This is a genomic window from Aeromonas simiae (genome assembly GCF_014892695.1).
GTDB classification, from domain to species: Bacteria; Pseudomonadota; Gammaproteobacteria; order Enterobacterales; family Aeromonadaceae; genus Aeromonas; species Aeromonas simiae.
Window position 1 is genome coordinate 1,973,577 of sequence record NZ_CP040449.1, and the last position, 26,173, is coordinate 1,999,749.

The 26,173-nt window shown below is 62.9% G+C and carries 22 protein-coding genes; 7 read left to right on the forward strand and 15 right to left on the reverse strand.

Features of this window, described 5'->3' with window-relative positions; genetic code table 11:
- Window positions 1-13: 13 nt before the first annotated feature.
- From FE240_RS09350 to lrp, 6 genes are all read right to left on the reverse strand, one after another.
- The gene (locus FE240_RS09350; RefSeq protein WP_042048890.1) at window positions 14-502 is read right to left on the reverse strand and encodes a CvpA family protein; all 489 of its coding nucleotides are present in this window, start codon (window positions 500-502) and stop codon (window positions 14-16) included.
- A 185-nt stretch (window positions 503-687) separates the two neighbouring features.
- Window positions 688-1,983: a serine--tRNA ligase gene (gene serS, locus FE240_RS09355; RefSeq protein WP_042048889.1), complete on the reverse strand. Its 1,296-nt coding sequence runs from the start codon at window positions 1,981-1,983 to the stop codon at window positions 688-690.
- A 154-nt stretch (window positions 1,984-2,137) separates the two neighbouring features.
- On the reverse strand, window positions 2,138-3,481 hold the full coding sequence (locus FE240_RS09360) for a replication-associated recombination protein A (RefSeq protein ID WP_193004347.1): 1,344 nt from the start codon (window positions 3,479-3,481) through the stop codon (window positions 2,138-2,140).
- 8 nt (window positions 3,482-3,489) lie between these two features.
- Window positions 3,490-4,101: an outer membrane lipoprotein chaperone LolA gene (lolA, locus tag FE240_RS09365; protein ID WP_193004348.1), complete on the reverse strand. Its 612-nt coding sequence runs from the start codon at window positions 4,099-4,101 to the stop codon at window positions 3,490-3,492.
- A 56-nt stretch (window positions 4,102-4,157) separates the two neighbouring features.
- On the reverse strand, window positions 4,158-6,656 hold the full coding sequence (locus FE240_RS09370; RefSeq protein ID WP_193004350.1) for a DNA translocase FtsK: 2,499 nt from the start codon (window positions 6,654-6,656) through the stop codon (window positions 4,158-4,160).
- A gap of 147 nt (window positions 6,657-6,803) precedes the next feature.
- A complete protein-coding gene (lrp, locus tag FE240_RS09375) occupies window positions 6,804-7,295 on the reverse strand; it encodes a leucine-responsive transcriptional regulator Lrp (protein ID WP_005363787.1) in 492 nt (163 codons plus the stop codon).
- A 146-nt stretch (window positions 7,296-7,441) separates the two neighbouring features.
- On the opposite strand from lrp, the gene ald reads away from it, so the two are divergent.
- A complete protein-coding gene (gene ald / locus FE240_RS09380; protein ID WP_193004352.1) occupies window positions 7,442-8,557 on the forward strand; it encodes an alanine dehydrogenase in 1,116 nt (371 codons plus the stop codon).
- A 49-nt stretch (window positions 8,558-8,606) separates the two neighbouring features.
- Here the strand turns inward: ald and FE240_RS09385 are convergent, their stop codons facing one another.
- Complete coding sequence (locus tag FE240_RS09385; protein ID WP_193004353.1) at window positions 8,607-9,419, reverse strand: MetQ/NlpA family ABC transporter substrate-binding protein; 813 nt, start codon at window positions 9,417-9,419, stop codon at window positions 8,607-8,609.
- Window positions 9,420-9,893: 474 nt separating this feature from the next.
- Between FE240_RS09385 and FE240_RS09390 the strand changes: the two genes are divergently transcribed.
- Both FE240_RS09390 and FE240_RS09395 read left to right on the forward strand, forming a co-directional pair.
- Window positions 9,894-10,232: an isochorismatase family protein gene (locus FE240_RS09390; protein WP_264293193.1), complete on the forward strand. Its 339-nt coding sequence runs from the start codon at window positions 9,894-9,896 to the stop codon at window positions 10,230-10,232.
- Between the two features lie 116 nt (window positions 10,233-10,348).
- Window positions 10,349-10,627, forward strand: coding sequence for a hypothetical protein (locus FE240_RS09395; RefSeq protein ID WP_193004355.1), 279 nt, complete (start codon window positions 10,349-10,351; stop codon window positions 10,625-10,627).
- Here the strand turns inward: FE240_RS09395 and FE240_RS09400 are convergent.
- From FE240_RS09400 to FE240_RS09430, 7 genes are all read right to left on the reverse strand, one after another.
- Complete coding sequence (locus FE240_RS09400; protein WP_193004357.1) at window positions 10,590-11,357, reverse strand: substrate-binding periplasmic protein; 768 nt, start codon at window positions 11,355-11,357, stop codon at window positions 10,590-10,592. The two genes, FE240_RS09395 and FE240_RS09400, sit on opposite strands and share 38 nt — an antisense overlap.
- On the reverse strand, window positions 11,354-12,802 hold the full coding sequence (gene modF, locus FE240_RS09405; protein ID WP_193004359.1) for a molybdate ABC transporter ATP-binding protein ModF: 1,449 nt from the start codon (window positions 12,800-12,802) through the stop codon (window positions 11,354-11,356). Before modF ends, FE240_RS09400 begins: the two co-directional genes overlap by 4 nt.
- Before the next feature lie 155 nt (window positions 12,803-12,957).
- Window positions 12,958-13,344 carry a septal ring lytic transglycosylase RlpA family protein gene (locus tag FE240_RS09410; RefSeq protein WP_042047554.1) on the reverse strand — a complete coding sequence of 129 codons (387 nt, stop codon included), beginning with the start codon at window positions 13,342-13,344 and terminating at the stop codon, window positions 12,958-12,960.
- 67 nt (window positions 13,345-13,411) lie between these two features.
- The gene (gene mukB, locus FE240_RS09415; RefSeq protein ID WP_193004361.1) at window positions 13,412-17,839 is read right to left on the reverse strand and encodes a chromosome partition protein MukB; all 4,428 of its coding nucleotides are present in this window, start codon (window positions 17,837-17,839) and stop codon (window positions 13,412-13,414) included.
- Between the two features lie 3 nt (window positions 17,840-17,842).
- Window positions 17,843-18,562, reverse strand: coding sequence for a chromosome partition protein MukE (gene mukE / locus FE240_RS09420; RefSeq protein ID WP_042047555.1), 720 nt, complete (start codon window positions 18,560-18,562; stop codon window positions 17,843-17,845).
- On the reverse strand, window positions 18,543-19,904 hold the full coding sequence (gene mukF, locus FE240_RS09425) for a chromosome partition protein MukF (RefSeq protein ID WP_404800016.1): 1,362 nt from the start codon (window positions 19,902-19,904) through the stop codon (window positions 18,543-18,545). Before mukF ends, mukE begins: the two co-directional genes overlap by 20 nt.
- A gap of 43 nt (window positions 19,905-19,947) precedes the next feature.
- A complete protein-coding gene (locus FE240_RS09430; RefSeq protein ID WP_042047558.1) occupies window positions 19,948-20,721 on the reverse strand; it encodes a methyltransferase domain-containing protein in 774 nt (257 codons plus the stop codon).
- 96 nt (window positions 20,722-20,817) lie between these two features.
- Between FE240_RS09430 and elyC the strand changes: the two genes are divergently transcribed.
- From elyC to pfkA, 3 genes are all read left to right on the forward strand, one after another.
- Window positions 20,818-21,588, forward strand: coding sequence for an envelope biogenesis factor ElyC (gene elyC, locus FE240_RS09435; RefSeq protein ID WP_193000486.1), 771 nt, complete (start codon window positions 20,818-20,820; stop codon window positions 21,586-21,588).
- A 137-nt stretch (window positions 21,589-21,725) separates the two neighbouring features.
- A complete protein-coding gene (gene tpiA, locus FE240_RS09440; protein WP_193000488.1) occupies window positions 21,726-22,481 on the forward strand; it encodes a triose-phosphate isomerase in 756 nt (251 codons plus the stop codon).
- A gap of 139 nt (window positions 22,482-22,620) precedes the next feature.
- Complete coding sequence (gene pfkA / locus FE240_RS09445) at window positions 22,621-23,592, forward strand: 6-phosphofructokinase (RefSeq protein WP_042047562.1); 972 nt, start codon at window positions 22,621-22,623, stop codon at window positions 23,590-23,592.
- A gap of 194 nt (window positions 23,593-23,786) precedes the next feature.
- On the opposite strand, the gene FE240_RS09450 is transcribed toward pfkA, so the two are convergent.
- Window positions 23,787-24,662, reverse strand: coding sequence for a 6-carboxytetrahydropterin synthase (locus FE240_RS09450; protein WP_193000489.1), 876 nt, complete (start codon window positions 24,660-24,662; stop codon window positions 23,787-23,789).
- Between the two features lie 79 nt (window positions 24,663-24,741).
- Here FE240_RS09450 and FE240_RS09455 point away from each other — a divergent pair, with 79 nt between their 5' ends.
- Window positions 24,742-26,088 carry a dihydroorotase gene (locus tag FE240_RS09455; RefSeq protein WP_193000490.1) on the forward strand — a complete coding sequence of 449 codons (1,347 nt, stop codon included), beginning with the start codon at window positions 24,742-24,744 and terminating at the stop codon, window positions 26,086-26,088.
- The last annotated feature ends 85 nt before the right edge of the window (window positions 26,089-26,173 follow it).

A 26,173-nucleotide genomic window follows, 5' to 3' on the forward strand; every position in this document is an offset into this window, starting at 1 on the left:
TACCTCGAAGTCACTATACGTGTTGAAGAAAACTCGATGAGTTCTGCATGAACCCGAAAAACCACTCGATCACCGGACGGAACTCGGGGATAAAGCGTGACGCTTTCCACCAGTCGCTCTGATCCAGTGTCGTGAGAAGATCGATAAAAAACAGCAGGGCGCTGATGATAAGCACGCCGCGGATGGCGCCAAAGCAGATGCCAAGCACCCGGTCAGTACCAGAGAGGCCAGTCTTTTCCACCAGCATGCCGATGACGTAGTTCACCACACCGCCCAGGATCAGGGTGGCGATGAACAAGGCGGCGATGGCGACCCCGTTTTGCACCAGCGGATCGCTGAAGGTGGTGATGTAAACGGCGAGATCGGGGTAGAAGCGGCTGGCGACAAAGAAGGCGACAAACCAGGTAATAAGAGAGGTCGCCTCTTTCACAAAGCCACGAACCAGGCTGATGAGAGAGGAGAAAGCGATGATGCCGAGGATGGCGTAATCAATCCAGACCATAGAAAACAGCTGTCCTTCGAAATTGCGGCGCAGTCTAACAAAAACGATTGCGCATTGCTTGAGAAAGTTACGTAAATTCACAAAAGTGGCCACAACGGCCGGCGTCACCCAGAAGAAAAACGGTTGAGTGACGCCAAAATGACAAAGCCATGGCAATGCCATGGCTTTGTCTCTCCCGACCGGCCTTAGCCGATGTGAGTCATGCCGCCCAGATAGGGGCGCAGCACTTCCGGGATCTCGATGCGGCCGTCGGCCTGCTGGTAGTTCTCCATCACCGCCACCAGGGTACGGCCCACCGCCAGCCCCGACCCGTTCAGGGTATGGATGAGCTGCGGCTTGCCGCCGATGCGTACCCGGGCCTGCATACGGCGAGCCTGGAAGTCGGTGCAGTTGGAGACCGACGAGATCTCACGGTAGGTATTCTGAGCCGGCAACCACACCTCAAGGTCATAGGTCTTAGCAGCGCAAAAACCCATGTCGCCGGTGGAGAGGGCCATCACGCGGTACGGCAGGTTCAGCAGTTGCAGCACCTTCTCGGCGTGACCGGTCATCTCCTCGAGCGCCTCCCAGGACTTCTCCGGGTGCACCAGCTGCACCATCTCGACCTTGTCGAACTGATGCATGCGGATGAGACCGCGGGTGTCACGCCCGTAGGAGCCCGCCTCGGAGCGGAAGCAGGGGCTGTGGGCGGTCATCTTGATGGGCAGCTCCTGCTCATCGAAGATCTCGTCGCGGGCGGTGTTGGTCAGCGGCACCTCGGAGGTCGGGATCAGCGAGAACTTGCGCAGGGTGCCTTCCAGCTCCCCTTCCCCGCCGATACCGGTGTTGAAGAGATCCTCGGAGAACTTGGGCAGCTGGCCGGTGCCATACAGGCTGTCCGGGTTGACCAGATAAGGAACGTAGCATTCGGTGTAGCCGTGCTGCTGGGTGTGCAGATCCAGCATGAACTGGGCCAGCGCGCGATGCAGGCGGGCAATCTGGCCGCGCATCACCACGAAACGGGCGCCGGAGAGCTTGACGCCATTAGCAAAATCGACGCCCTTGAGCCCTTCCCCGATGTCCACATGATCGCGAACCGGGAAGTCAAACTCGCGCGGGGTGCCCCAGCGGCGCACTTCCACGTTATCGTCTTCGTCGCGGCCCACCGGAGTGGTGTCGCTCGGCAGGTTGGGGATGGTGTCGGCGATGGCCTTGATCTCACCCAGCAGGGCGTCGAGCTTGACCTTGCAGGCATCCAGCTCGTCGTTGATCTTGGTCACCTCGGCCTTGAGCGGAGCAACATCCTCACCACGGCGAGCGGCCTCACCGATGGACTTGGAGCGGGCATTGCGCTCTGCCTGCAGCTCCTGGGTACGGGACTGCAGATCCTTGCGTTGTTCTTCCAGTGCGGTCAGTGCAGCGACGTCCAGCGTGTAGCCACGGGTGGCCAAACGGGTCGCTGCTTCCTCGATATCGCCACGCAAATATTTGGGATCCAGCATTGTTTATCCTACTTGTCATAAAAACGGGATCCGGGCCAGGGCGCGCCAAGCCAGACAGATCCGCAGTGGGTTCAATCCAAGCGCCCTGCGGGAGAAAACAGCCTTGCAGGGCAGTAAAAACAGTGTATCAGCAGCAACCTTACCGGAACAGCGGCTATTTACCGCGTTTGCGCGAACTTTGTGCATCCAGATCCCGCAGATAGTCGAGTTTCTGCGCAATCTTAATCTCCATGCCGCGCTCGGTGGGTTGGTAGTAGCGCCGCCCCGCCAGCTCGGGGGGAAAATACTCCTCCCCGGCGGCATAGGCGCCCGGCTCGTCATGGGCGTAACGATACTCGGCGCCGTAACCGAGCTCGCTCATCAATTTGGTCGGCGCGTTGCGCAGGTGCAGCGGCACCTCGAAATCAGGCAGGGATTTGGCGTCGCTCAGCGCCGCCTTCCAGGCGGTATAAACGGCGTTGCTCTTGGGGGCGCAAGCGAGGTAGACGATCGCCTGGGCAATCGCTCGCTCCCCTTCGGCCGGCCCGACCCGATGAAAGCAGTCCCAGGCCGAGAGGGCCACCTGCATGGCGCGCGGATCGGCGTTGCCCACGTCCTCCGAGGCGATCGCCAGCAGGCGCCGGGCGATGTAAAGGGGGTCACACCCCGCGCTCACCATGCGGGCATACCAGTAGAGCGCCGCATCCGGGGCCGAGCCACGGATCGACTTGTGTACCGCCGAGATGAGGTCGTAGAAGTGATCCCCACGGTTATCGAAGCGGGCGATGTGCTCCCCCACCACGGCCGAGAGCAGGTTGGCGTCGATCACCTTGCTGCCCCCCTCACCCGGCTCGGCCATGTCGGCCAGCAGCTCCAGGTAGTTGAGCGCCTTGCGTCCATCCCCCTCCACCACCCGCGCCAGCGCCTCCTTGGCCCCCGGCGCGAAGGTGAGCGCCGGATCATTGAGGCCGCGCGCATCCTGCATCGCCTGCTCGATCATGGCGAGGATGTCCTCCTCCTCCAACCGCTTGAGCAGGTAGACCCGGGCACGCGAGAGCAGCGCGTTGTTGAGCTCGAACGAGGGATTTTCGGTGGTGGCACCGATGAAGGTAATAGTGCCGTCTTCGATGTGGGGCAAAAACACATCCTGCTGGCTCTTGTTGAAGCGGTGCACCTCATCGACAAACAAAATGGTGCGCACCCCGCGCCAACCGTTCTCCTTGGCCTTGTCGATGGCGGCGCGCACCTCCTTGATGCCGGAGGTAACCGCCGAGACCCGCTCGACCTCTGCGTTGCAGTAGTGGGCGGCCAGCTCGGCTAGGGTGGTCTTGCCGGTGCCGGGCGGCCCCCACAGGATCATGGAGTGGCAGTGGCCGCTCTTAAGCGCCTTGTAGAGCGGCTTGTCGGGGCCGAGGATGTGACGCTGGCCTATGTACTGCTCCAGCGTCTGTGGCCGCATCCGTGCGGCCAGGGGACGGAAGTCGGAATCGGAGGCGAAATCGAGAGTGAGATTACTCATGGGCCGCCTCAGCGCCGCTGGTCGTCGAGCTCGGCGCCCTTGGGCAGCGTAAAGGTAAACTCATTGCCCTTGAGGGCCGGCTGGCGGTTGAAGTTACTCAAGTGAAACTCGCTCCACTGCCCCTGGGCCTCTTTGACGTCGAAACGACTGATGTTGTTCTGCCGATCGAAGGTGACCCGGAACGAGGCGATAAGCTCGCTCTGGTTACGGCTCGACACGGTGAACACATCCCCTTGACGGGTCACATCGTAATTCTTCCAGAAGCGATCGTCGGTGCCCGAGATGAGGATGAAGGGGGTGTTGACCACCGCATCCTTGAGGGTCATGGCGGTCGCCTGCTCGACAAACGGGTCCCACAGCCAGACGTCCTTGCCGTCGGAGACGATCAGGCTCTCGTCCGGCGAGGTGGTGTGCCAGTTGAAGCGGTTGGGACGCGAAACCACCAGCTCACCGGCCGCCTTCTGCAACTCCTGCCCCTTGACGTCGAACACGGTCTGCTCGAAGTGGGCGGAGAAGAGCTTAACCTCGGCCAGCTTCTGCTTGAGCTGGTCGGCCGCACCGGCGGCCCAGGATTGACCGCTGGCCAGCAGCAGGGATCCCATCAAAACGGCTTTTTTCATGGTGTGCTCTCTTGTAAATGGCCAGCCCGAAGGCTGGCCTGAGGTTAATCGTGAACTCAATCGCGCATCGGTGCCGGGGCCAGCACATCGCGCTGACCATTGCTGCCAGGGGAACTGACGATGCCCTGATCCTGCATCTGATCGATGATGCGGGCGGCGCGGTTGTAACCGATCTTGAACTTGCGCTGCACGCTGGAGGTCGAGCCGCGACGCGATTCGACCACGAAGGCCACCGCCTCGTCGAACAGGGGATCGAGTTCATCATCGCCCCCGCCGCCAAACTCACCAGCACTCCCCTCGCCGCTCTCGCCGGAGAGGATCTCTTCGATGTAGTTGGGCTCGCCGCGCTGTTTCCAATCGGCCACCACCTTGTGCACCTCGTGGTCATCGACGAAGGCACCGTGCACCCGCACCGGATCTGAGGTTCCGGCCGGCATGTAGAGCATGTCGCCCATGCCGAGCAGGGATTCGGCGCCGCCCTGATCGAGGATGGTGCGGGAATCGATCTTGCTCGATACCTGGAACGAGATCCGGGTCGGGATGTTGGCCTTGATAAGACCGGTGATGACATCGACCGAGGGGCGCTGGGTGGCGAGGATCAGGTGGATACCGGCCGCCCGCGCCTTCTGGGCGATCCGGGCGATCAGCTCTTCCACCTTCTTGCCGACGATCATCATCATGTCGGCAAACTCATCGACCACCACCACGATGTGCGGCAGCTTCTCAAGCTCTGGGGGCATCTCGTCCATCGAGTCACCCGGACGCCACAAGGGGTCGAGCAGCGGATCGCCTTCGTCGATGGCGGCCTGAACCTTGGCGTTGTACCCCTTGAGGTTACGCACCCCGACCGCCGACATCAGCTTGTAGCGGCGCTCCATCTCGCCCACGCACCAGCGCAGGGCGTTGGCGGCGTCCTTCATGTCGGTCACCACCTCGGTCAGCAGATGGGGGATCCCCTCGTAAACCGACAGCTCCAGCATCTTGGGGTCGATCATGATGAAGCGCAGCTCGTCGGGCGAGGCCTTGTAGAGCATGGAGAGGATCATGGTGTTGACCCCCACCGACTTACCCGAGCCGGTGGTACCGGCCACCAGCAGGTGCGGCATCTTGGCCAGGTTCACTACCACTGGCGAGCCGGCAATATCTTGGCCGAGCACCATGGTGAGCGGGTTTTCGCTCTCGCTAAACCCAGGACAGTCGAGCACTTCACGCAAATAGACGGTCTGGCGCACCCGGTTAGGTAGCTCCAGGCCGACGAAGGTCTTGCCAGGAATCACCTCGACCACCCGCACGCTGCTGGCCGAGAGGGAGCGGGCCAGATCGCGCGACAGGTTGGTGATCTTGCTCGCCTTCATGCCAGGGGCGAGGTCGAGCTCGAAGCGGGTGATGACCGGGCCCGGATAGACGCCGACCACCTTGGCCTGCACGTTGTAGTCGGCCAGCTTCGCCTCCACCAGACGGGCCATGCGCTCGAGCTCGTCGTTGCTCATGGACTGGGTCTTGGCGGGCGGACGATCGAGCAGATCGAGGGAAGGCAGCGGCGGCAGGCTTGCCACCCGCTTGGGTTTGGGCTTGAGGGCCGAGGCGCGCAGGGGGGCGGCCGGACGCGCCGGCTCGCTCTCTTCCCCCGCCCACGGCATGTCGTCGAGATCATCGTCCTCGAAGGCATCCTCATCCAGCTCGGCGGCGCGGCGGGCCGAAGCGGCCTTACGCGGCGCCGGGATCTCGTCCTCGTCGTCGTCAAAATCCGGCTCGAACTGGAAGGTATCTTCATCCAGCTCGGGCAGCACGTCGGCCTTGCGCTTGCGTGCCGGACGCGACATGGACAGACGCGGCGCCAGCTCATCCTCGTCTTCCGGGGTCAGGGTCACCCCGCCTGCGTCGAGCAGGGGATCGGGCCCCTCCTCACGCGGATCGCGGCGCCAGCCGCCGTTCAGCCACTGGCCGAGCCGCATCGGGAAGGTATAGATGCCGGTAACAGTGCCGATGGCGGTAGCGCCAATGCGCTCGACGATGGTGAGCCAGGACCAGCCGGTGAACATGGTCACGCCGGTGGCCACGAAGCACAGCAGCATCAGGTTGGCGCCGACCCGGCCAAACAGCGGGATCACCGCCGAGGCGATCACATCCCCCACCAGACCACCGGCCGAGAAGTTGTGCAGATCGTTGAAGTTCATGCTGCCGATGGCGGACATGCCGAGCACGGTCAGCACGAAGCCGACGATGCGCACCCCTAAGGTGAGGTAATCCACATCGAGCAGACGCTTGGGCTTCCACAGCAGACCCCAGCCCAGCAACACCAGCAGAAACGGCACCAGATAGGAGAAGACACCGAAGGTGAACATGGTGATATCAGCCAGCCAGGAGCCGGTCGCTCCCGCCAGGTTATGCACCTCACCCTCCCAGGCCGTCTGGGACCAGCCGGGATCGGCAGGGTTGTAACTGAGCAGGGCCAGCATGAGAAACGCGGCCGCGATCGTGATAGCGATCAGCACAGCCTCAGAAATGCGCTGGATACCTGAAAGGGGAGTAAAAATCTGCGGTTTGACGGCCAAACTCCGGCTCCTTTGTCATCGTCATAATGTCCGGGGCGCCTAGTATCTCTGAAACAGCACCGTCCTGTCAGCACCCCCGCCTGACGACAGAAGAAGAAACGAGCGGACCAGCCGCTCGTTTCATTCACTTTACTCGGGTCGACAGGACTAACGAGTGCTGATCACCAACCGGCTGCTCTGTTTGACCTCTTCCATCACCACGTAGGTGCGGGTGTCGTTTACGCCAGGCAGGCGCAGCAGGGTTTCCCCCAGCAGACGACGATAAGCGGACATGTCGCTTACCCGGGTCTTGAGCAGATAGTCGAAGTCACCGGAGACCAGATGGCACTCCTGGATCTCTTCGAGTACCTGTACCGCCTTGTTGAACTGCTCGAACACATCCGGCGCGCCGCGATTGAGGGTGATCTCGACGAACACCAGCAGGGAAGCATCCAGGAAATGCGGATTGAGAATGGCGGCGTAGCCTTCGATATAACCCTGCCGCTCTAGACGGCGCACCCGCTCTAGGCAAGGCGTAGGGCTCAGTCCTACTCGCTTGGACAACTCAACGTTCGAAATCCTGCCATCCTTTTGCAGCTCATTCAGAATGTTGCGGTCGATCCTGTCCAAGTCCTTTAGTCGACTCTTAACTTCCATCATTTATTCCATCCTTAGGCTATTTTTTGGTAAGAATCACTAACGATTTTATAATAATGAACACAAATCCTGTCAACTCCCACATATACTTGGCGAAAATGCCGCTGAAATAACCCGCAACATAAAACACCAATCACGTGAGGGACAACATGATAATCGGTGTACCCAGGGAAATAAAAAACCATGAATACCGCGTAGGCATGGTTCCGGCCAGTGTACGTGAACTGACTGCCCGAGGCCATAGTGTTTTTGTCGAAAGCCGCGCCGGCCTTGGCATCGGCTGTCGTGACGAGGACTACTTGGCCGCCGGCGCAGGGGTACTTGACTCCGCTGCCGAGCTATTCAGTCGCAGCGAGATGATCGTCAAGGTCAAAGAGCCCCAGCCAGCAGAACGCGCCATGTTGCGCAAAGGGCAGCTCCTCTTTACCTACCTACACCTCGCCCCCGATCGGCCGCAAACCGAGGAGCTACTCCGCAGCGGCGCCATCTGCATCGCCTATGAGACGGTCACCGACGAACGCGGTGGCCTCCCCCTCCTCGCGCCTATGTCAGAGGTGGCCGGTCGCATGGCGATGCAGGCCGGCGCACTGGCACTGGAAAAATCCCGCGGTGGTCGCGGCGTACTGCTCGGGGGCGTCCCCGGTGTCGAGCCGGCCAAGGTGGTGATCCTCGGGGGCGGCGTGGTCGGCGCCAATGCGGCGCGCATCGCCATCGGCATGCGAGCCGACGTGACCGTGCTCGATCGCAGCATCGAGGCGTTGCGCCAGCTTGATCGCGAGTTTCAGGGGCGCGCCCGCCTGCTCTATGCCACCAGCGAGGCTATCGAGCAGCAGGTGCTGACGGCCGATCTGGTGATCGGCGCCGTGCTGATCCCGGGCGCAGCTGCGCCGAAACTTGTCACCCGTGGCCACATCAGCCGCATGAAGCCGGGCTCGGCCATCGTCGATGTCGCCATTGATCAAGGGGGTTGTGTCGAGACCTCGCGCCCCACCACCCATGAAGATCCCACCTACCTGGTCGATGGCGTGGTGCACTACTGCGTGGCCAACATGCCGGGCGCGGTGGCGCGAACCTCCACCTTTGCCCTCAACAACGCCACCCTGCCCTACATCATCACCCTGGCAAATCAGGGATGGCGGGCGGCGCTCAAGGGCGATCCCCATCTGATGAACGGCCTCAATGTGCTGGAGGGGCATCTCACCTGCAAGGAGGTGGCCGAGGCGCACGGGCTGGAGTACCGCGATCCCCACCTGCTGCTGGCCTGATAGTCACCATGGCGCTGCGTGTCGGGCCCGCCAAGGGCCCGAGTTATTTTCACTCCCCCTTGCCCCACGCCTGCGGCCACTTGTAACCGGCAAAACGCCCCTTGGCGTAAGCACGAAATGCGGCCGAGTTATAGGCTTCGGCCACGTCCTTGGCGAAGGGTTTCTCCTTATCCTCGCTGCGCACCACCACCCAGTTGATGAAGGTGTAGCCACGCTCGAGAAACAGCCCGCTCTGGAACGGGATACCGCTTGAGGCGGCGAAGTTGCCATTGATGACGACAAAATCCACATCCTCACGTGCTCGTGGCAACTGGGCCGCCTCCAGCAGCACCCACTTCAACCCGTGGGGATTGGCGACCACGTCGAACTCACTCGCCTTGAGCGGATCGATCCCCTCTTTTAGCCTCAGCCAGCCGAGATCTTGCAGCAGGAGCAGGGCGCGGGCCTGATTACTGGGATCGTTTGGCAGCGCCACCGAGCTCCCCTGCGCCAGCTCTGTGAGCCGCTGCTTCTTACCGGCATAGAGCCCCATCGGGCCTGTGGGCACCTGAGTGAGCGGGGTCAAAGAGAGACCGCGCTCCGTGGCAAAGCGATCCAGATAAGGCTTGTGCTGAAAGCAGTTCACATCGAGAGATCCATCGGCCAGCGCGAGATTGGGAGAGACATAATCGGTGAACTCCACCAGCTTGACCCTGTATCCCTTGGCCTCCAGTTGCGGTTTGACGGCATCGTTCACCATGTCGGCGAAATCCCCCACCGTGGTGCCGATCACTATCTCGCGCTTGGCCGGCGCCACGGCCCACAACGTCTGCGGCAGTAAGGTCATCGCTAGGGAGAGGGCCAAGAGGGAACGACGCTTCATCACAACACTCCTTGTTCCGATTAAATCACATTGGCCGTTTAGCCATCTAAACATCCTTACGGCAAATTATCAGAGTTCACCCCAGCCTGCCAAGCATAAAATCGGGCGAACACCCACTTGGGTTTGCGAAATGGCCCATCTCTTTTCCACCCTCTCACACAACCACCCCTTCTCTTTCCTACCGCCCGCTTCACCGCTGCCTTAGGATGGGGGGTCAAAGGCTGACAGCGCCGGGGCCGCAATGAGCCTCGGGCAGGAACGATGGAGGGAGATCATCATGCTCAACCGAGCGCAGACCGGCCTGCTGGTCGTGGACATACAGGGCAAACTGGCGCGACAGGTCGAGCAGAGCGAGCGGCTCATCGCGCGCAGCGCACTGTTGATTGAGGGGCCAACATACTGGATCTGCCGCTCATCTGGCTGGAGCAGGCCCCGGAGAAACTCGGCCCGACGGTCGAGGAGCTGCGCCCCCTGATGCAAGAGCCGGCCTACGCCAAGTTCACCTTCAGCGGCCTGCGCACGCAGGCTATCGCTGACGCCATCGCCCGTAGCGGCGTGCAGCACTGGCTGGTGTGCGGCATCGAGGCCCATATCTGTGTCTACCAAAGCGCACGGGATCTGCTCGCGCGCGGGGCGGGCGTGTCGCTGGTGTGCGATGCGATCAGTGCCCGCCACCCGATGGATAAAGCGGTGGCGCTGCAACAGCTCACCGCGCTGGGGGCCCACCTCACCACGGCAGAGATGGCCCTCTACGAGCTGCTGGAAGATAGCCGTGATCCGGCGTTTCGCCGCGTGCTGGCGCGAGTGCGCTGAGCCCGCCCCTTGGCGCAAACGCCGAAGGAGCGCACGGGAAACGGAAGTGGATCAAAGCGGTATACCGCAAAATGCGAGACACTCGGAGCCCTTATCGAACGGCGAAGGAGTTCCCCATGCGCGCACTGCTGCTCCTGACTCTGCTGACCGCCCCCGCCTGGGGGGCGCCGCAGACCAGTCACCCGGCCAAGGAGAGCGACAAGATCATCACCGATCGGCTCATTCGGGAGTCTATTGCCGCCTATCCGGGCAACTGTCCCTGCCCCTACAGCCAGATGCGCAACGGACGGCGCTGTGGAAAGCGCAGTGCCTGGAGCCGGCCAGGGGGCAAGGCGCCGCTCTGCTACCCCGAGGATGTTAAAGCCCGGAAGATCGCGGCCGAGCGCCAACGCTGAGCGCTTCGCCCGATCCCCTCAGCGCCTGCTGGCGATAACGCTCGATCACCCCCTGCGCCTTCATGGTGCGCAGCGTCGCGGCCAATACCGGCAGCAGGGCCCGATGACGGCGATTGAGATAGGCGTAGGTGGCGCTGTGCTCCATCACCCCAGCCTGATAGAGGGCGGCAAACTCGAGCGGATGGCGCTGTTTGAGCGCCTCCACCACCAGCGCCTGCTCCACATAGAGATCGCTGCGTCCGAGCAGCAGCTTGCGCAATCCCTGCTCTGGGGTGGCGACATCGGAGAGCCGATCGCGCGCCAACACCCCGTTTAATCGCATCTCCGGCTGACGGGCACCACGGCGAAACTCCACCCGGTAGCGGCTGCCGCTCAGACTCTGCCAGCCAGCCAGGTGCACACCGGGGTGCCGCGTATAGGCCACATAGTCGGTATAAAAGTGCGGCTCGGGCACCCGCAGCAGGGTGTCAGTTTGCAGCGCATAGTCGGCCCCCCTGTGGATCTCCCCGTCGACCCGCCCCTGCTCGGCCAGCCGCGGCGCCCGTCCCCCCGGATAGCCCAGATAGGTGAAGTCATAACCAAGGCGCGCGAAAGCCTCGCCATAGATGAGCGCCAACCAGCGACCATAGGGGGAGTCATGGGTATCTTGTGAACTCACCAAGGTGATGGCGGGGCGCGCCAAGGCGCTGGAGCAGAGCAGCAGCCAGAGCCATAACCAGCCGACTCTCATCCCAGTGCCCCCTGATGGTAGTGATAGCCTCCCACCGCGTCGGGCACGAAACACAGGCGATGGGTCAAACCGGCCGGGGCATCTTCGGGGTGGTGAGAGACAAACAATACCTGGCTGCGCCCGGTGGCGATGAGCCGCGCCAGCACTTCGCGCACCAGATGGCGGTTGAGCGGATCGAGCCCCTGCAAGGGCTCGTCAAGGATCAGCAGCGGCGGCTGCTTGACCAGGGCGCGGGCAATCAGCAGTAGCCGCTGCTGACCAAACGAGAGGGCATGAAACGGCTGCTCCCCCTGCCCTGCCAGCCCGAGCAGGTTCAGCCACTGCTCGGCCAGCGCCCACTGGCGATCCCCTGGGGTCACATACAGGCCGATGCTGTCATGAAAGCCGGAGAGGATCACGGTACGCGCTGAGCAGGCGACCCGATAGTCAAGGTGCAGCGCCGGGCTGACCAGCCCGATGTGACGCTTGATCTGCCAGATGCTCTCGCCACTGCCGCGCCGCACCCCGAACAGGGTGAGATCATTGCTGTAGCCCTGAGGGTGATCGCCGGTGATCAGCGCCAGCAGGGTCGATTTGCCCGCCCCGTTGGGGCCGGTGATCTGCCAGTGCTGACCGGGCAGCAGTGTCCAGTCGAGGCCATCGATGATCACCTGCGCCCCGTAGGCCACTCGGATCTGGCGCATCTGCACCAGCGGGCCGGGAGGCAGCGAAGGTGGCGGCTCATAAGGGGGTGGCAGCGGCGGGGCGGTGCGATTGAGCGCCATCAGTTGGCGCACCTCAGCACTCCCCTCCACCTCGGCACGCGCCCCGGCCAGTAGCAGGCACCCGTCACTGAGCAGGCCGAGGTGGGTGGCCCCGGTGGGGATCTCGTCGAAGCGGTTGACGATGAGCACCAGCGCAAGCCCGGCCTCCGCCAGCTCACCGATCAGCGCGGCCAGATCGCGGCGGGAGTCTTGATCCAGCCCATCGAACGGCTCGTCGAGCACCAACCGCGTCGGGTGCGCCAGCAGAGCCCGAGCCAGCAGCACCTTGCGCCCCTCACCGCTAGAGAGAAAGCGCAGCGGCCGTGACCAGAGCGCCTCGACACCAAAGCGCCGCAACCAGTGGCGCGCCTCTGCCTCGTCGCCCTGCTCAAGCAGCAGGGTCGAGACCAGATAGCCCGCCTCCTCCTCTTCCCCCACCATGTCGGTGTTGCGCCGCTGCCACTCCGCCGCCATCAACTGCTGCTGGGATTCGAACGAGAGGCGCAGCGCCCCGGTGATCACCGGCGCCCGGCCTTGGCACAGGGGCAGCTCGCCGCACAGGGCGCGCGCCAGCGCCGTCTTGCCGCTGCCGTTGCTGCCGACGAAACACCATTGCTGACCCGCCAGCAGCGTCAGGGCGGGGATCGTCAAGCGCCGCTCCCCCCCCAAGGCCAGTCGGGCCTCATGCCATTGATACTCCACCTTTTCTTCCTGTCATCGACGGTTGCAGCTCCTAGCACCATAACCAGAGAAGCCCGCAGAGAAAAGCCGCCCTGAGGGTGAAGGGTAAAATACTGCGGCGAGCCAGCCGTCGTCATGCCCTGTGGCAGGGAGCGGCTGGCGTCGTGAGGGGCCGATTACTGCACCTCCAGCTCGACCCGGACTAAACCGGAAGCCGGGTTGGCGATGGCGCTAAACGCCGAGCGGGAGAGATCGATGATCCGCCCCTTGGGGAAGCGACCGCGATCGTTGATGCGCACCACCACGCTCTTGCCGTTGGCCGGATTGGTCACCTTCACCTGGCTACCGAACGGGAGTGTCTGGTGGGCGGCGGTGCGCCCCTCCTTGCGATAGGGCTCGCCGCTGGCGGTGCGCTTATTGTGGTAGCGATCGGCGTAGTAAGAGGCAAGACCGCGCTCGCGATAGCCGTGCCAGCTGCCGCCGTGCGCCTCGTCATAACGGCTGCTGCACGCCGTCAGCAGCAGGCACAGCAGCAGCGCACCGGCCTGTTTCACTCTTTGCATTCCCTCTTCCTCCCTCTGCTTGCGCATACAGAGCGGGAGGCCGAAGCCCCCCGCATCCTACACACCATTAGGCACTGAGCCTGGCCGCCTCGTCGGTAAAGCCAAAGCCGCGCAGCCCCACCACATGCACGTGCTCGTGCTTGCCCTGCACCTTGCGGATGAGCTTGTAGGTGGTGCCCTTCTCCGGACTGATGTTCTCGGGCGCGGCGATAAGCAGCTGCATATCTTGGCGCTCACACAACTCGAACAGGGTGGCGATGGACTTGGCATCCAGACGCGCCGCCTCGTCGAGGAACAACAGACGGCAGGGGGCGATGTCCTTGCCACGCAGGCGGCGGGACTCCTCCTCCCAACTGATGAGCACCATCAGCAGGATCGCCTGACCGGTACCTATCGCCTCACCGGTGGAGAGCGCCCCGCTCTCGGCGCGCAGCCAGCCATCGGCTCCGCGCAGCACCTCGATCTCCAGCTCCAGGTAGTTGCGGTAATCGAGCAGCACGTCCCCCATCACCTGATAGTTGCGATCGCTCTGATCGACCTGCGGATTGAGGCGCTGGAACAGCTTGGCCATCGCCTCGGAGAAGCTGAGCTCCTTGTCGGCGAACAGATCGTTGTGCATGGCACTCTGATCGGCCAGCGCGGTGAGCAGACGAGTGTGGGCCTCGCGCACATTGACGTTGAGGCGCACCCCGCGCACCAGACCGAAGGCGATGTTCTGCAAGCCCTGGTTGAGCACTCGGATCCGGTTCTGCTCGCGACGGATGATGTTGGTGATCTTGGCCGCCACCTCGTGGGAGGAGAGCGACAGGTGATTCTCCCGCTGCTTGAGCTCATCGGCCAGACGCGCCAGCTCGATCTCCATCTCCTCGATGGCCTCGACCGGATCGTCCGAGCGGATGATGTCGTTACGGATACGATCCTTGAGGTAGCGATAGACCTGCACGTAGAAGGCCACCTTCTGCTCGGTGCTGCGGTTGCCCTCGGAGCGGCGCAGGGCATCGCGCAACTCCTCGTCGTGGGCCACCGCGACCCGCAAGGCGCCGAGCGCCTTGTCCGACATGGAGCGCAAGTCGTCGCCATCGAGGTAGGCCAGCTCGCGGCGGTTAAGACGCTTCTCTACGTCGGTCTCGCGGGCCAGACGCACCACCCGCGACCAACTGGCCTTGTGACCGACCAAGGATTTACGGGCGCTGAAATAGTCCTTGCCCTCCACCTTGAGGCGACCGCCGAGGGACTCGATCTCGCGCTTGGTCACCTGCAACTGGGCCTCGGCACTGGTGCGCCGCGAGCGGGTGCGAATGAGCAGCTCCTCCACCTCTTTTTTGTGGGCACGCGCCTTCTCCTCCATGTCTTCCGACAGGGTCAGCCCCATGGCGGCCAGCTCCTGCTCGAACTCGCGCAGCGTCTCGCCCTTGGCCGAGGCACTGGAGTCGAGCGCGGTGCGCACCTGCAACGCCTCGGTGTGCTGGGCACTTATCTGCTTGTGCAGCTCGCCAGCGGCGCGGGCATCCACCTCGGCAGCCTTGAGCTTGGCCTTGAGGTGCTCGCTCATCTCGGAGGCCTTGCCGAGCAGGTCCTGGGCATCCTGATAAGCCAAGTGCGGCAGACGGGCCACCACCTGATCGAGCAGGTAGCAGCGCCGTTTTTGCTCGGTGAGCGCCCCGCTTGCCTGATCGAAGGTGATCTGCAACTCGGCCAGCCCCTGGGGATCCTGGCGCAGTGCCTGACTCAGGGTGTCGAGCTTTTCCAGCGCCACGCCGTGGCGCGCCACGAAATCGCGGGCCGCATCGAGACGGGCCACCTGGGCGCGCGCCTCATCGAGTTTCTCACCGACCGGCTCATCGAACAGGTGGACCAGCGGCAGCATGGACTGGGCCAGTTGCAACTGCCGGGCGATCTGAGACTGGGCCCCCTTGAGCGCTTGCAGCTCGCGCTCGCTCTCGCCGACCACTCCTTGCAACTGACGCAGGACCGCCTGCTTTTGCTCGATGGCAAGCTCAGGATCGTCGTCAAAGGCGATGCCAAGGTGGCTGCCGACAAAATCGCTGAAGTGCTGGTAGAGGCGATGGAATTTTTGCTGCTCGAAGGCGGCCTTAGCATAGGCCTCGACCAGGGCGTCGCGCTCCAGCTCGAGCTGCTCGATGCGTTTCTCCCGCGCCGCGCGGCCAAACAGGGGCAGCTCGGGGTAGCGCGAATAGCGCACCTGGCGCTTGCTGCTGCGCACCAGCACGGCGTTGCCGAGCTCGTCGGCTTCGAGCAGATCTTCGTCAAACGAATCGGGGTTGCCCTGGATGAGGTAGATGTCCTCCGGGCAATCCTCGATGGCCTTGAGGCGCTCGATGGCCCCTTCCAGATCGAGCACCACCAGGGCGCAGCGGGCCGGGCCGTAGAGGGCGGAGTAGTAAGGCGCATCGTCGATGGAGATGTCGTCGTAAACATCGGAGAGCAGCACGCCGCCCACCTGCTCGGCGATGCGCGACAGGCGAGAGTCGGCCTCGCCAGCCCCCAGTTGCAGGTTCTTGATCTGCTGCTCGATGGCCTGCTTGCGCCCCTGAATGTCGCGGCTCTCCTGCTCAAAGCGGCGCTCCTCGGCCAGCACCTGGCTCATGCCAAGGGAGATCGCCTCGGCCGTGGCAAGGGGCAAGCCGCTCTGCTCGCGCAGCTGCTCGAGCTTCTCGCTCGCCTGCAACCAGCGCGGCGCCAGGGCGGTGAGCGTTTTGATGTCGCGCTCGAGCTGTTCGCTCTGGTGGTGGCGCTCGGAGCGGCGCTGGGCAATGCCCTCAGCCTCTTCGTCGAGCTCCTCGCGGCGGGTACGCAGCCCCTCGAGCAGCAGCTCGAGCGCCTCGGCATCCTCCACCCGCACGCCGCTTTCGGCGAGCTGGGCCACCAACTTGCCAAGCTGCTCGGCGCCGGTGGTCTCTTTTTCCAGCCGGGTAAGAGCGGCGCGCAGCCCCTCCCCCTGCGCCAGCAGGGCACGCTCTTCAATCAGGCGACGGCCAAGCTGCTGGGCTACCGGATAGGCCTCGGCCCGCTCGGTACCGGGGGCCACGGTCAAAAGCAGCGCCAGGGCCTGCTCGTAGTCGCTGGCGGCGGTCTTGGCCAGGGCCAGCTGCTGCTCGGCATCGAGCACAGCACGGGTGAGCTGACTCTCGCGCTCACGCAAGGCGGCCAGCTGCTCGTGGGCATTGTCGGCCGTCAGATCGGACTGCTCGCACTGCTCGCGGGCGGTCTCGAGGGCCTGCACCGCCTGGCGGTACTGGATGGCGCGGGTCTGCTGGATATCCAGCGCCTGCTGGTAATCGGCGAGCTGGGTCTTGAGGCTGTCGACCTCCCCCAGCGCGCGCTCGCGGCGCTCTTCAGCCTCGAGCAGGCGCGCCTGGATCTCCTCGACCACGGCGCTCTGCTGCTCCAGCTTGTCGGTAAGCTCTTGCAGATCGGCGCGGTAGAGATCGATCTTCTTTTTGAGCGCCACGGCGGCCATCACCTTGCCCAGGTGCTCGGCGGCCGTCTCCAGCTCGTCGGTCAGCAGTTTCTCGCGGTTGCTAAGCTGCTCCGCCTCGTCGGCCAGATAGATGGCGCGCTGGCGCTCTTCGGCCAGCAGACGGCGCTTATCCGCCAGCTCGGCTCTGGCCTTGAGGGCCAGCTCGGAGAGGCGCGCCTTCTCGGCGGCATTGCGCACATAGTCGGCCGCCACATAGTGGGTGGTCTCGGTGATGAGGTTCTTGAACAGATCCCGCTGCCCTTGGGTCTCCTTGATCGCCTCCAGGGTTCGGCGGTTCTCGTAAATAGCCGCCTCCATGTCCTGGAACGCCTTGCGCACGCCGGAGTTCTCCGGCAGCAGGTATTCGCGCAAGGAGCGGCTGATCGACGAGGAGATGCCGCCGTAGAGGGAGGCCTCGATCAGGCGATAGAACTTGCTGCGATCCTTTTGATCACGCAGCTTCTTCGGGGTGATGCCGAACTCGAACATGAAGTTGTGGTAGTCGGTCACCGAATTGAACTTAGCCACCTTGAGCGAGCCCAACTGCACCGCCGCCGCTTTGAGATCGGCAAACGCCCGCACCCGGCCCTTGCCGTCGTCGAGTTTTTCCAGCAGCAGATCGGTCGGCGCTAGCCCGTCCGGCACATCGATGAGGGCGAACGGGGTGATGTTGACCTTGTTGTCGCGGTTGGCCACCTGCTCGAGGTGCACCCCGACCCAGATGCGCTGCTCACGGCTGTTCATCACCTCCAGCAAGGAGTAGCAGTGGCCCCGTTGCAGCTTGCCGTACAGCCCCTTGTCGCGCGAGGCGCTCGATGAGCCCGCTTCCGTGGTGTTACGAAAGTGAAGCAGGGTCTGATCCGGGATCATGGCGGTGATAAAGGCCGCCATGGTGGTGGACTTGCCCGCCCCGTTACCGCCGGAGAGGGTGGTGACCAACTGGTCGAGATCGAAGGTCCGGGCGAAGAAGCCGTTCCAGTTGACCATGGTCAGGGATTTGAACTTGCCTCGCACCGTTTATACCTCCAGATCCAGTTGTTCTTCGTCGAGATCCGCCTCGACATCCTCAAACAGACTCTCGCTGCTCGGCAGCTCGTCGTCGTGGAAAATGGCCTCCCCTTCCTGGATCATGCGCAGCTGCACCGCGCGCGGATCCTCGTCGCTGCGCACGTCGGCAGCAAAGCGGAACACCGACTCGTTGACCTTGAACTTGTCACCGTTGCCAAGGGCCGTGACCATGCCAAGCCGGCGCAGACGGCGCAGGGAGGTGCGGATCTTCTCGAGCAGCTTCTTCTTGTCGAGATCGGTGCCGCCGGAGCGGCTGTTGACCATGCGCAGCAACAATTTCTCATCGGCGAGGGTCAGGATCTCCTCCTGCAACTCGGCCATGGCGAACACCCCTTCCGAGGCGAGCCGCTCTGGGCTCAAATAGAGGTAGCAGAGCACCTTGCCCACCAGCATGTCGAGCTCGGAGAGCACAGTGGTGCCGATGTCGGCACTCGGACGCGGGCGCAGGTAGAAAAAGCCCTCCGGCGCCTTGATGAGCTCGACCTGATAGCGGCCGTAGAAGAGTTCGAACTCCAGGTGGTAGTCGACCAGCACGCTGTGCTGCTCAAACTCGTCGGCACTGATGTGGCGCCCGGAGCGCAAGGCGGTGTCGATACGCGGAAACAAGGGATTGGCGATCGCCTCTGCGAGCCGCATCGGCAAGGGAAACTCAGTATTGATCAATGACATAGGCCTGAACCTTGGATCCATGTTGGTTGACGGGTTTCCAGCTCGGCTGGGCGTGCGGGGTCGAGTCGCTGCTGTGGCCAAGGCGCACCGCCTGATCCACCAGCAGGCGAGTCACGTCGAAGTGGGCGTGGGCCGGGAAGTCATCCAGGTATTCGCGCAGCACCTCGGCCACGTCGAGAGGCAGCCCGGCCTCCTTGTAGCGCACCAGGTGACGCTCGATGCGCTCGGCCAGCTCGGCACTGATGTCGACCACCTCCTGAAACTCGAGCTCGGTCGGCACCTCACCGGTGACCTCCTCGTCGTGGATGGCGATGGTCTCGTCGCGCAGCTCGAGCAGGCGCGGCTCCTCGGCCACGCGCAGCAGCCAGTTGTGCTGCTCGAACAGACGGATGGATTCTCGCAGCCGCTGGCTGAAGGCGCGGTTCTTGTCCATGTCGATGGCGGTGCGGATGAACTTGTGCACGTGCCGGTCATAGCGGGCCCACAGCTCGATGCACTGCTGGCCCCAGCTGGTGATGACATCCAGACGCCCTTGCAGGGCCTGGGTCAGCTCCTCGACGTGGAACAGATCGTCGCGCCCCTGGGCCGCCTCCTGGATGTTCAAGAGCCCCTCTTGCAACCGGTGACCGGCCGCATCCAGGGTGTCTTGCAGCTCACGCAGGGTCTGGCCGGTCTCGCGCAGCAGCTTTTCACAGCTGTGGATCGCCTCCATCCAGTCCTGGGTCAGCAGGGCGGCGATCTCCTCTTTGACCTTGTTCTGCTGCTCGTCCATGGCGCGCTGGGTGTGATCGATGCGCTCCATGGTCTCTTCCAGCGAGAAGGTCAGGCGCGGCAGCACCTCGGCATCCCACTGCTCGCGGGTGTTGGTCTCCAGCGCCGCAGTGCGCGCCTTGTCGAGCTCGCTGGCCAGGTGTTCAAGCAAGATGGAGAGCTTGATCGAGTCGACCTGGCGCTGGTCGAGAAAGAAATCGACGATGGCGACCCCGAGCCGCGACAGGCGATAGAGGCTCTCGCCGGCCACCGGATCGGTGGTGAAGCGCGCCAGCAGTTGCTGGCGAATGAGATCGTTGATGGCGTTGTTGGCCCGGGCGGTGACCGTCTCGTCCATCTGACCGAAGGCGCTGCTCACATAGCCGAACGCATCGTGCAGCGCGGCCTCGAACAAGTCAGGCTCCTCCTCGGAGAGAGTCTTGATGGCGACGAGGAAGGCCAGCCGGTCGGTGGAAAGCTGCAAGGCGAGCCCCTCCTGGCGCACCCAGCCGATGGTCTCGGGCAGGGAGCGCTCGGAAGCGGCCAGCGGCGTCGCCTCCTGGGTGGCCAAAAGGCCAGGTGTACTGGTCATGCGATCATCTCGTGTTGTGGTCCCGTCATGATGGAGGCATGGTTCAAAGCGGCTTTTGGGCCATGACATGGATGTAACGACCCAGGGAAACGAACGGCTCCTGGCGGCAGTAGTGCTGCTCCATGGCCAGCAGATCATCGAACTTGCCGCTCTGATCTTCCTTGTGCCGCATGTAGTCGTGAATGACGCGCACCCCGGTCTTGCCGATGATGCGCAGCCCCCCGCGACCCACCCAGTCGTAGACCTGTTCAGGTAGCTGGGGATTGGTGGGGGTCAATGCGGTCTGGCGCTTCTTGCGCAGCCCGGCCCTGACGTAGTCAAAGTTCCCCACCACCAGGCTCTGAAACAACAGGCCGTGGCGGTTGTAAAAAAGCAAGGACAGTATGCCGCCCGGCGCTAGGAATGGAAACAGACCGAGCAGGGTTTGCCGCGGCTCGACCAGCCATTCGAGCACCGCGTGGCAGAGCACCAGATCAAAGGTGCCCTGCACATGCAGTTTGAGATCCTGAATTGGGCAGTGGATGAGACGAACCCTGTCGCCAAGCCCCTCCTCCTCCACCGCGCTGCGGGCCATGGCCAGCATCTCTGCCGAAAGATCGCACAGGGTCACCTGATGGCCGAGGGCGGCTAGGCGGCGGGCAAAGAAGCCAAAACCGCCCCCAGCGTCAAGAATGCGTAGTGGCCGGTGGCCAAGCCGGGCGAGGCAGGCCTCCAGATCGCTCCACACTACGGCGGTGCGGATGCGCCCCTTGCTGGAGTCATAGATGTTGCGGGCGAACTTGTCGGCGCGCCCGTCGAAACTCTGATCGTGCTTCAAGAGATAGACTCGAAAACGGGCCCGATTGGCCCAATTCCAAAAGGGGCATATTCTGGCATACTCCCGGGGTCTGTGAAAACTCGAGGAACCGGCTCCGTGTTCGTGATCAAAAAATGGCTCGGCCATCTGCTGATGCCCCTCCCCTTTGGCCTCTCCTTGCTGCTGATCGCCCTGCTGCTACTGTGGTTCACCCGTTTCCAGCGCAGCGGCAAGCTGATCGCCACCCTGGGGGTCATGGTGATCACCCTCTTCGCCCTGCGCCCGGTGAGCATCGAGCTGGCCCGCCCGCTCGAGCAGGCCAACCCGCCCTTCGTGGTGGCCGACCACCCGCACATCGATGCCATCGTGGTGCTCGGCAACGGCCACGTCTCCGATCCGGCCATCCCGCTGACCAGTTGGCAAAACAACATCGCCTTGGCGCGCACCTTGGAAGGGGTGCGTCTGGCCCAGGCCTACCCGCAGGCAACCCTCGTCTTCTCGGGCTATGTGGCGGGGGATACCTACTCCAATGCCGAGGTCAACGCCCGCATGGCACAGAGCCTCGGCATTCCCCGCTCGCGCATGCGGTTGTTTGAAAACAACATGGATACCCATGATGAGGCGGTCAGCATCAGTCAGGCGCTGGCGGGTCAGCAGGTGGCGCTGGTCACCTCGGCCACCCATATGCCGCGCGCCCTGGCCCTCTACCGTGGCCAAGGGATGACCCCCATCCCTGCCCCCACCGACTACACCGCCAAGGTGAGCCAGCAGCCCCAGCCCCTCTACAGCAACCTGCCCCGAGGACGCTATATGATGTATTCGGAAGCGGCCTTACATGAGTGGATAGGACTGCTCTGGAGTCGCCTGCGCGGTCAGAGCAACGAGTGAACAATCAAGGGGTTGTAAACTGACCTGGATCAGGGAAAGCGAAAAAAAATTACGTCATTTGCTGTCGGGTCGGCTATCTTGGGCCCGGTTCACTTCTTATAATGACCCGCAGTCAAACATCTCAGGAGGAAGAGAAAATGAGACAGCCCCTGGTAATGGGTAACTGGAAACTGAACGGCACCAAGGCTTCTGTGGAAGCACTGATCAAGGGACTGGCTCCGGCCGCCGCCGCCCACCCCTCTGTCCAAGTCGCCGTCTGCCCCCCGGTTATCTTCCTGGGTCAGGTCGAGCAACTGGCCGCCGACACCAAGATCGCCTACGGCGCCCAGAATGCCGACGTCCATGAAGCCGGCGCCTTCACCGGTGAAAACTCCCCGGTCATGCTCAAAGAGTTCGGCTGCACCTACTCCCTGGTCGGTCACAGCGAGCGTCGTACCCTGCACGCCGAGAGCGACGACGTCGTTGCCGCCAAGTATGAAGCGATCCAAAAGGTCGGCCTCATCCCGGTACTGTGCATCGGTGAAACCCTGGAGCAGTTCGAAGCGGGCGTGACCAACAGCGTGGTGGAAACCCAGCTCAAGGCCGTGATCGACCGTTGCGGCATCGCCTCCTTCAGCAACGCCGTCGTGGCTTACGAGCCGGTATGGGCCATCGGTACCGGCAAGACCGCGACCCCGGAAATCGCCCAGGCTGTGCACGCCCACATCCGCCAGTACCTGGCCGGATTTGACGCCGACGTCGCTGCCAAGGTACAGATCCTGTACGGTGGTTCCGTGACCGGTGCGACCGCCGCCGATCTGTTCGGTCAGCCGGACATCGACGGTGGCCTGGTGGGTGGTGCGTCCCTGAAGGTGGACGACTTCTCCCAGATCATCGCTGGCGCTGCCAAGTAACATTGATAAACCGCCAGAGGGGGCTACGGTCCCCTCTAGCGGTTTTCTCATGGGCCCGCCGCGGGAGGCGACCCATGCGAAAGCCGGATAAAACAATAACAGGCTACCTGATTCGTAAACTCAGCTTCAGAGGCACACAATGACCAAACAGATCAAACGCATTGGTGTATTGACCAGCGGCGGCGATGCCCCGGGTATGAATGCGGCCATCCGCGCCGTGGTACGTTCCGCCTTGAACCACAATGTCGAAGTGTTCGGCATCAAGGATGGCTATCTGGGCCTGCACCAGGATCGTATCGTCAAGCTCGAGCGTCACAGCGTCTCCGACGTGGTGAACCGTGGCGGTACCTTCCTCGGCTCTGCCCGTTTCCCCGCTTTCAAGGAAGAGAAGGTTCGTGCCGAAGCCATCGAGAATCTGCAAAAGCACGGTATCGATGCTCTGGTGGTGATCGGCGGTGACGGCTCCTACATGGGGGCCAAGAAGCTGACCGAGATGGGCTACCCCTGCATCGGCCTGCCGGGCACCATCGACAACGACATCGCCGGTACCGACTTCACCATCGGTTTTGATACCGCACTGAACGTGGTGGTCGATGCCATCGATCGCCTGCGCGATACCTGCAGCTCCCACCACCGCATCTCCGTGGTCGAGATCATGGGCCGCCACTGCGGCGATCTGGCCATGTCGGCCGCCGTCGCCGGTGGTGCTGAGTATGTGATCGTGCCGGAAGTGGCCTTCGACAAAGAGAAGCTGCTCGAGCAGATCAAGGCGGGTGAAGCCAAGGGCAAGAAGCACGCCATCATCACCATCTGCGAGCACGTGACCGACGTCAACGCGCTGGCCAAGGACATCGAGTCCATGACCGGCCGCGAGACCCGCGCCACCATTCTCGGCCACATCCAGCGTGGTGGTACCCCCACCGCCCGTGACCGTATCATGTCGAGCCGTATGGGTGCCTACGCCGTTGAACTGCTGATGGCCGGCCACGGTGGCCGCTGCATCGGGATCCAGAAAAACGAGCTGGTACACCACGACATCATCGACTGCATCGAGAACATGAAGCGCCCGTTCGATCAGGAGCTCTACGATCTCTCCAACACCCTGTTCTAAACCGGGTCAGTCATCAAAAACCACCGCATCTGCGGTGGTTTTTTTATGTCTGCGCTGTTGAGCAAATCCGCAGACGGTACAAAAACCCCGAGTTGCCTCCCTCTGCCTGTATCCGAAGCCACCGCCTGCGATACAAAAAGAGCAACCCCGGCGCAGGCCGGGGTCGCTTCCTCGATACCACGCGTACGGCGGGATCAGGCCCAGGCGATGGCGCCCTTGCCCACCCCTTCGTAAGCCACCACCTTCAAGAACTTATCCCCCACCTGTTTTTTCACCTCGCGGGCGATGAAGTGGGCCAGCAGCTCGACCGTGGTGTCGGTGTCGATCATCTCCACCTCGGCGCGCGGCATCGCCAGCTCGAAGCGCCCCTGCGGCGCCTCATAGGCAAAACCGATGTGGCTGGAAGGTTCCAGCTTCGCAGCATGTGAGCTCAATGAGAGGGTCGACAGCGCCACTTCGTCTTCCAGGGTGCCGAGATAGATGTCGCCCCAGCGCTCGGCAAAGGCGGCCTCCAGCGCCTCATCGCGCTCCCCATCCACATAGAGCTCCACCGGTGAGCGGTGGCCGTGGGCGATACGCTGGCAGTTGCCATCGTGTTTTTTCAGCCCATGGCTGTAGTGGTAGAAGGCGCCCTCAATCTTTTCGTGACGCAGGGTCAGGGTGAGATCCTTGATGTTGCCCGGCAGCTCGCGCTCTAGCACCTGCATCAGATAGGCGGTCAGGCTCTCCCGCTCGACATGAACGCCGGGGATGAAGGCAAATGCCTGCTCGGGGCAGCGCAGATGGATAGAGCGCCCCGGCCGCAGCCAGTCGACGGTGAGCTCACCCGGCGCCGCGTCCCCCTTGCGCAGCAGGGGGTTGTCTGCCGGCACCAGCAGCTTGTGATCGACCTCGCGGTCGATGATCGCCTTGATGAGCTTCTTCACCCGGCCAAAGTCGAGCAGCATGCTCATCTCGTTGAGTTCACCACCGAGTTCGATGTCCACCAGCCAGCTCTCGCCCACCATGCCGCGGCGCTCGCACAGGTAGCTCGAATCGATGACGGTGAGATCTCTTACAAATAACTTCATCACGTTGCCTTGCCTACAGGGAATTCCCGGATTGCGTTATTATGGCGTGCGATCTTAAGCAAAGGAACTGGAACTCCCCATGAACAAGCTGCTCATCTCCCAGGCCACCCTGGTCAATGAAGGACGTATCTACGCCGCCGACGTGCTGATCGAGGGCGAACGGATCAGCAAAATCGCCCCCCACATCGAGGCGCCGAGCGATGCGCTCGTCATCGATGCCCGTGGCAAGCACCTCATCCCCGGCATGATCGACGATCAGGTGCACTTTCGTGAGCCGGGGCTAACCCACAAGGGCACCATCAAGAGCGAATCCAGAGCAGCGGTCGCCGGCGGCACCACCAGTTTCATGGAGATGCCCAACGTCAATCCTCAGACCACCACCATCGAAGCCCTCGAAGCCAAGTACGCCATCGCCGAACACGCCTCCGCCGCCAACTACAGCTTCTACCTTGGCGCCACCAACGATAACCTCGATCAAATCAAGCAGCTCGATCCCAAGCGCAACTGTGGCGTTAAGATCTTCATGGGCTCCTCCACCGGCAACATGCTGGTCGATAACCAAGAGACCCTGGCCGCCATCTTCCGTGACAGCCCGGTATTGCTGGTGACGCACTGCGAAGATACCCCCACCATCGCCGTCAACGAGCAGGCCGCCCGTGAGCGCTGGGGCGAGCAGGTGCCGATGCGCGAACACGCCCACATCCGCAGTGACGAGGCCTGCTACCGCTCCTCCTCGCTGGCCGTGAAGCTGGCCAAAGAGCACGGCGCCAAGCTGCACGTGCTGCACCTGACCTCGGCCAAGGAGCTGTCCCTGTTCACCCCGAGCCACGATGTGAAGGAGCTGCGCAGCAAGCAGATCACCGCCGAGGTGTGCGTGCACCACCTCTTTTTCAATGAGAATGACTACGAGACGCTGGGCAGCCAGATCAAGTGCAACCCCTCGGTGAAAACCGTGGCGGATCAGCGCGCCCTGCTCGATGCAGTGCGCAATGACGTGCTCGATATCATCGCCACCGACCACGCGCCGCATACCTGGGAAGAGAAGCAGCAGAGCTACTTCAAGGCCCCTTCCGGCATCCCGCTGGTGCAGCACTCCCTGCTGGCCCTGCTCGAGCTCTACCACAACGGCGTCTTCACTCTGGAGAAGATCGTGCAAAAGACCTCCCACGCGGTGGCCGAGCGCTATGAGATCGAGGATCGCGGCTACATCCGCGAAGGCTACTACGCCGATCTGGTGCTGCTCGATCTCGGCAAACCCTATGTGGTGAGCGACGATAACATCCTCTATCTCTGCGGCTGGAGTCCGTTCAACGGCTACCGCTTCCACAGCAGCATCGACACCACCCTGGTCAATGGTCAGATCGCCTACCAAAATGGCCAGGTCACCGATGCAGTTTTGGGCAAACGCCTGAGCTTTGACCGCTAAACGGCGCGAAAGCAGGCAAACGCACCGCAAGGGACAGATTGCGTGTTGACACGCAGGGGGCGGGCCCATAGACTCAGCCCCCGTC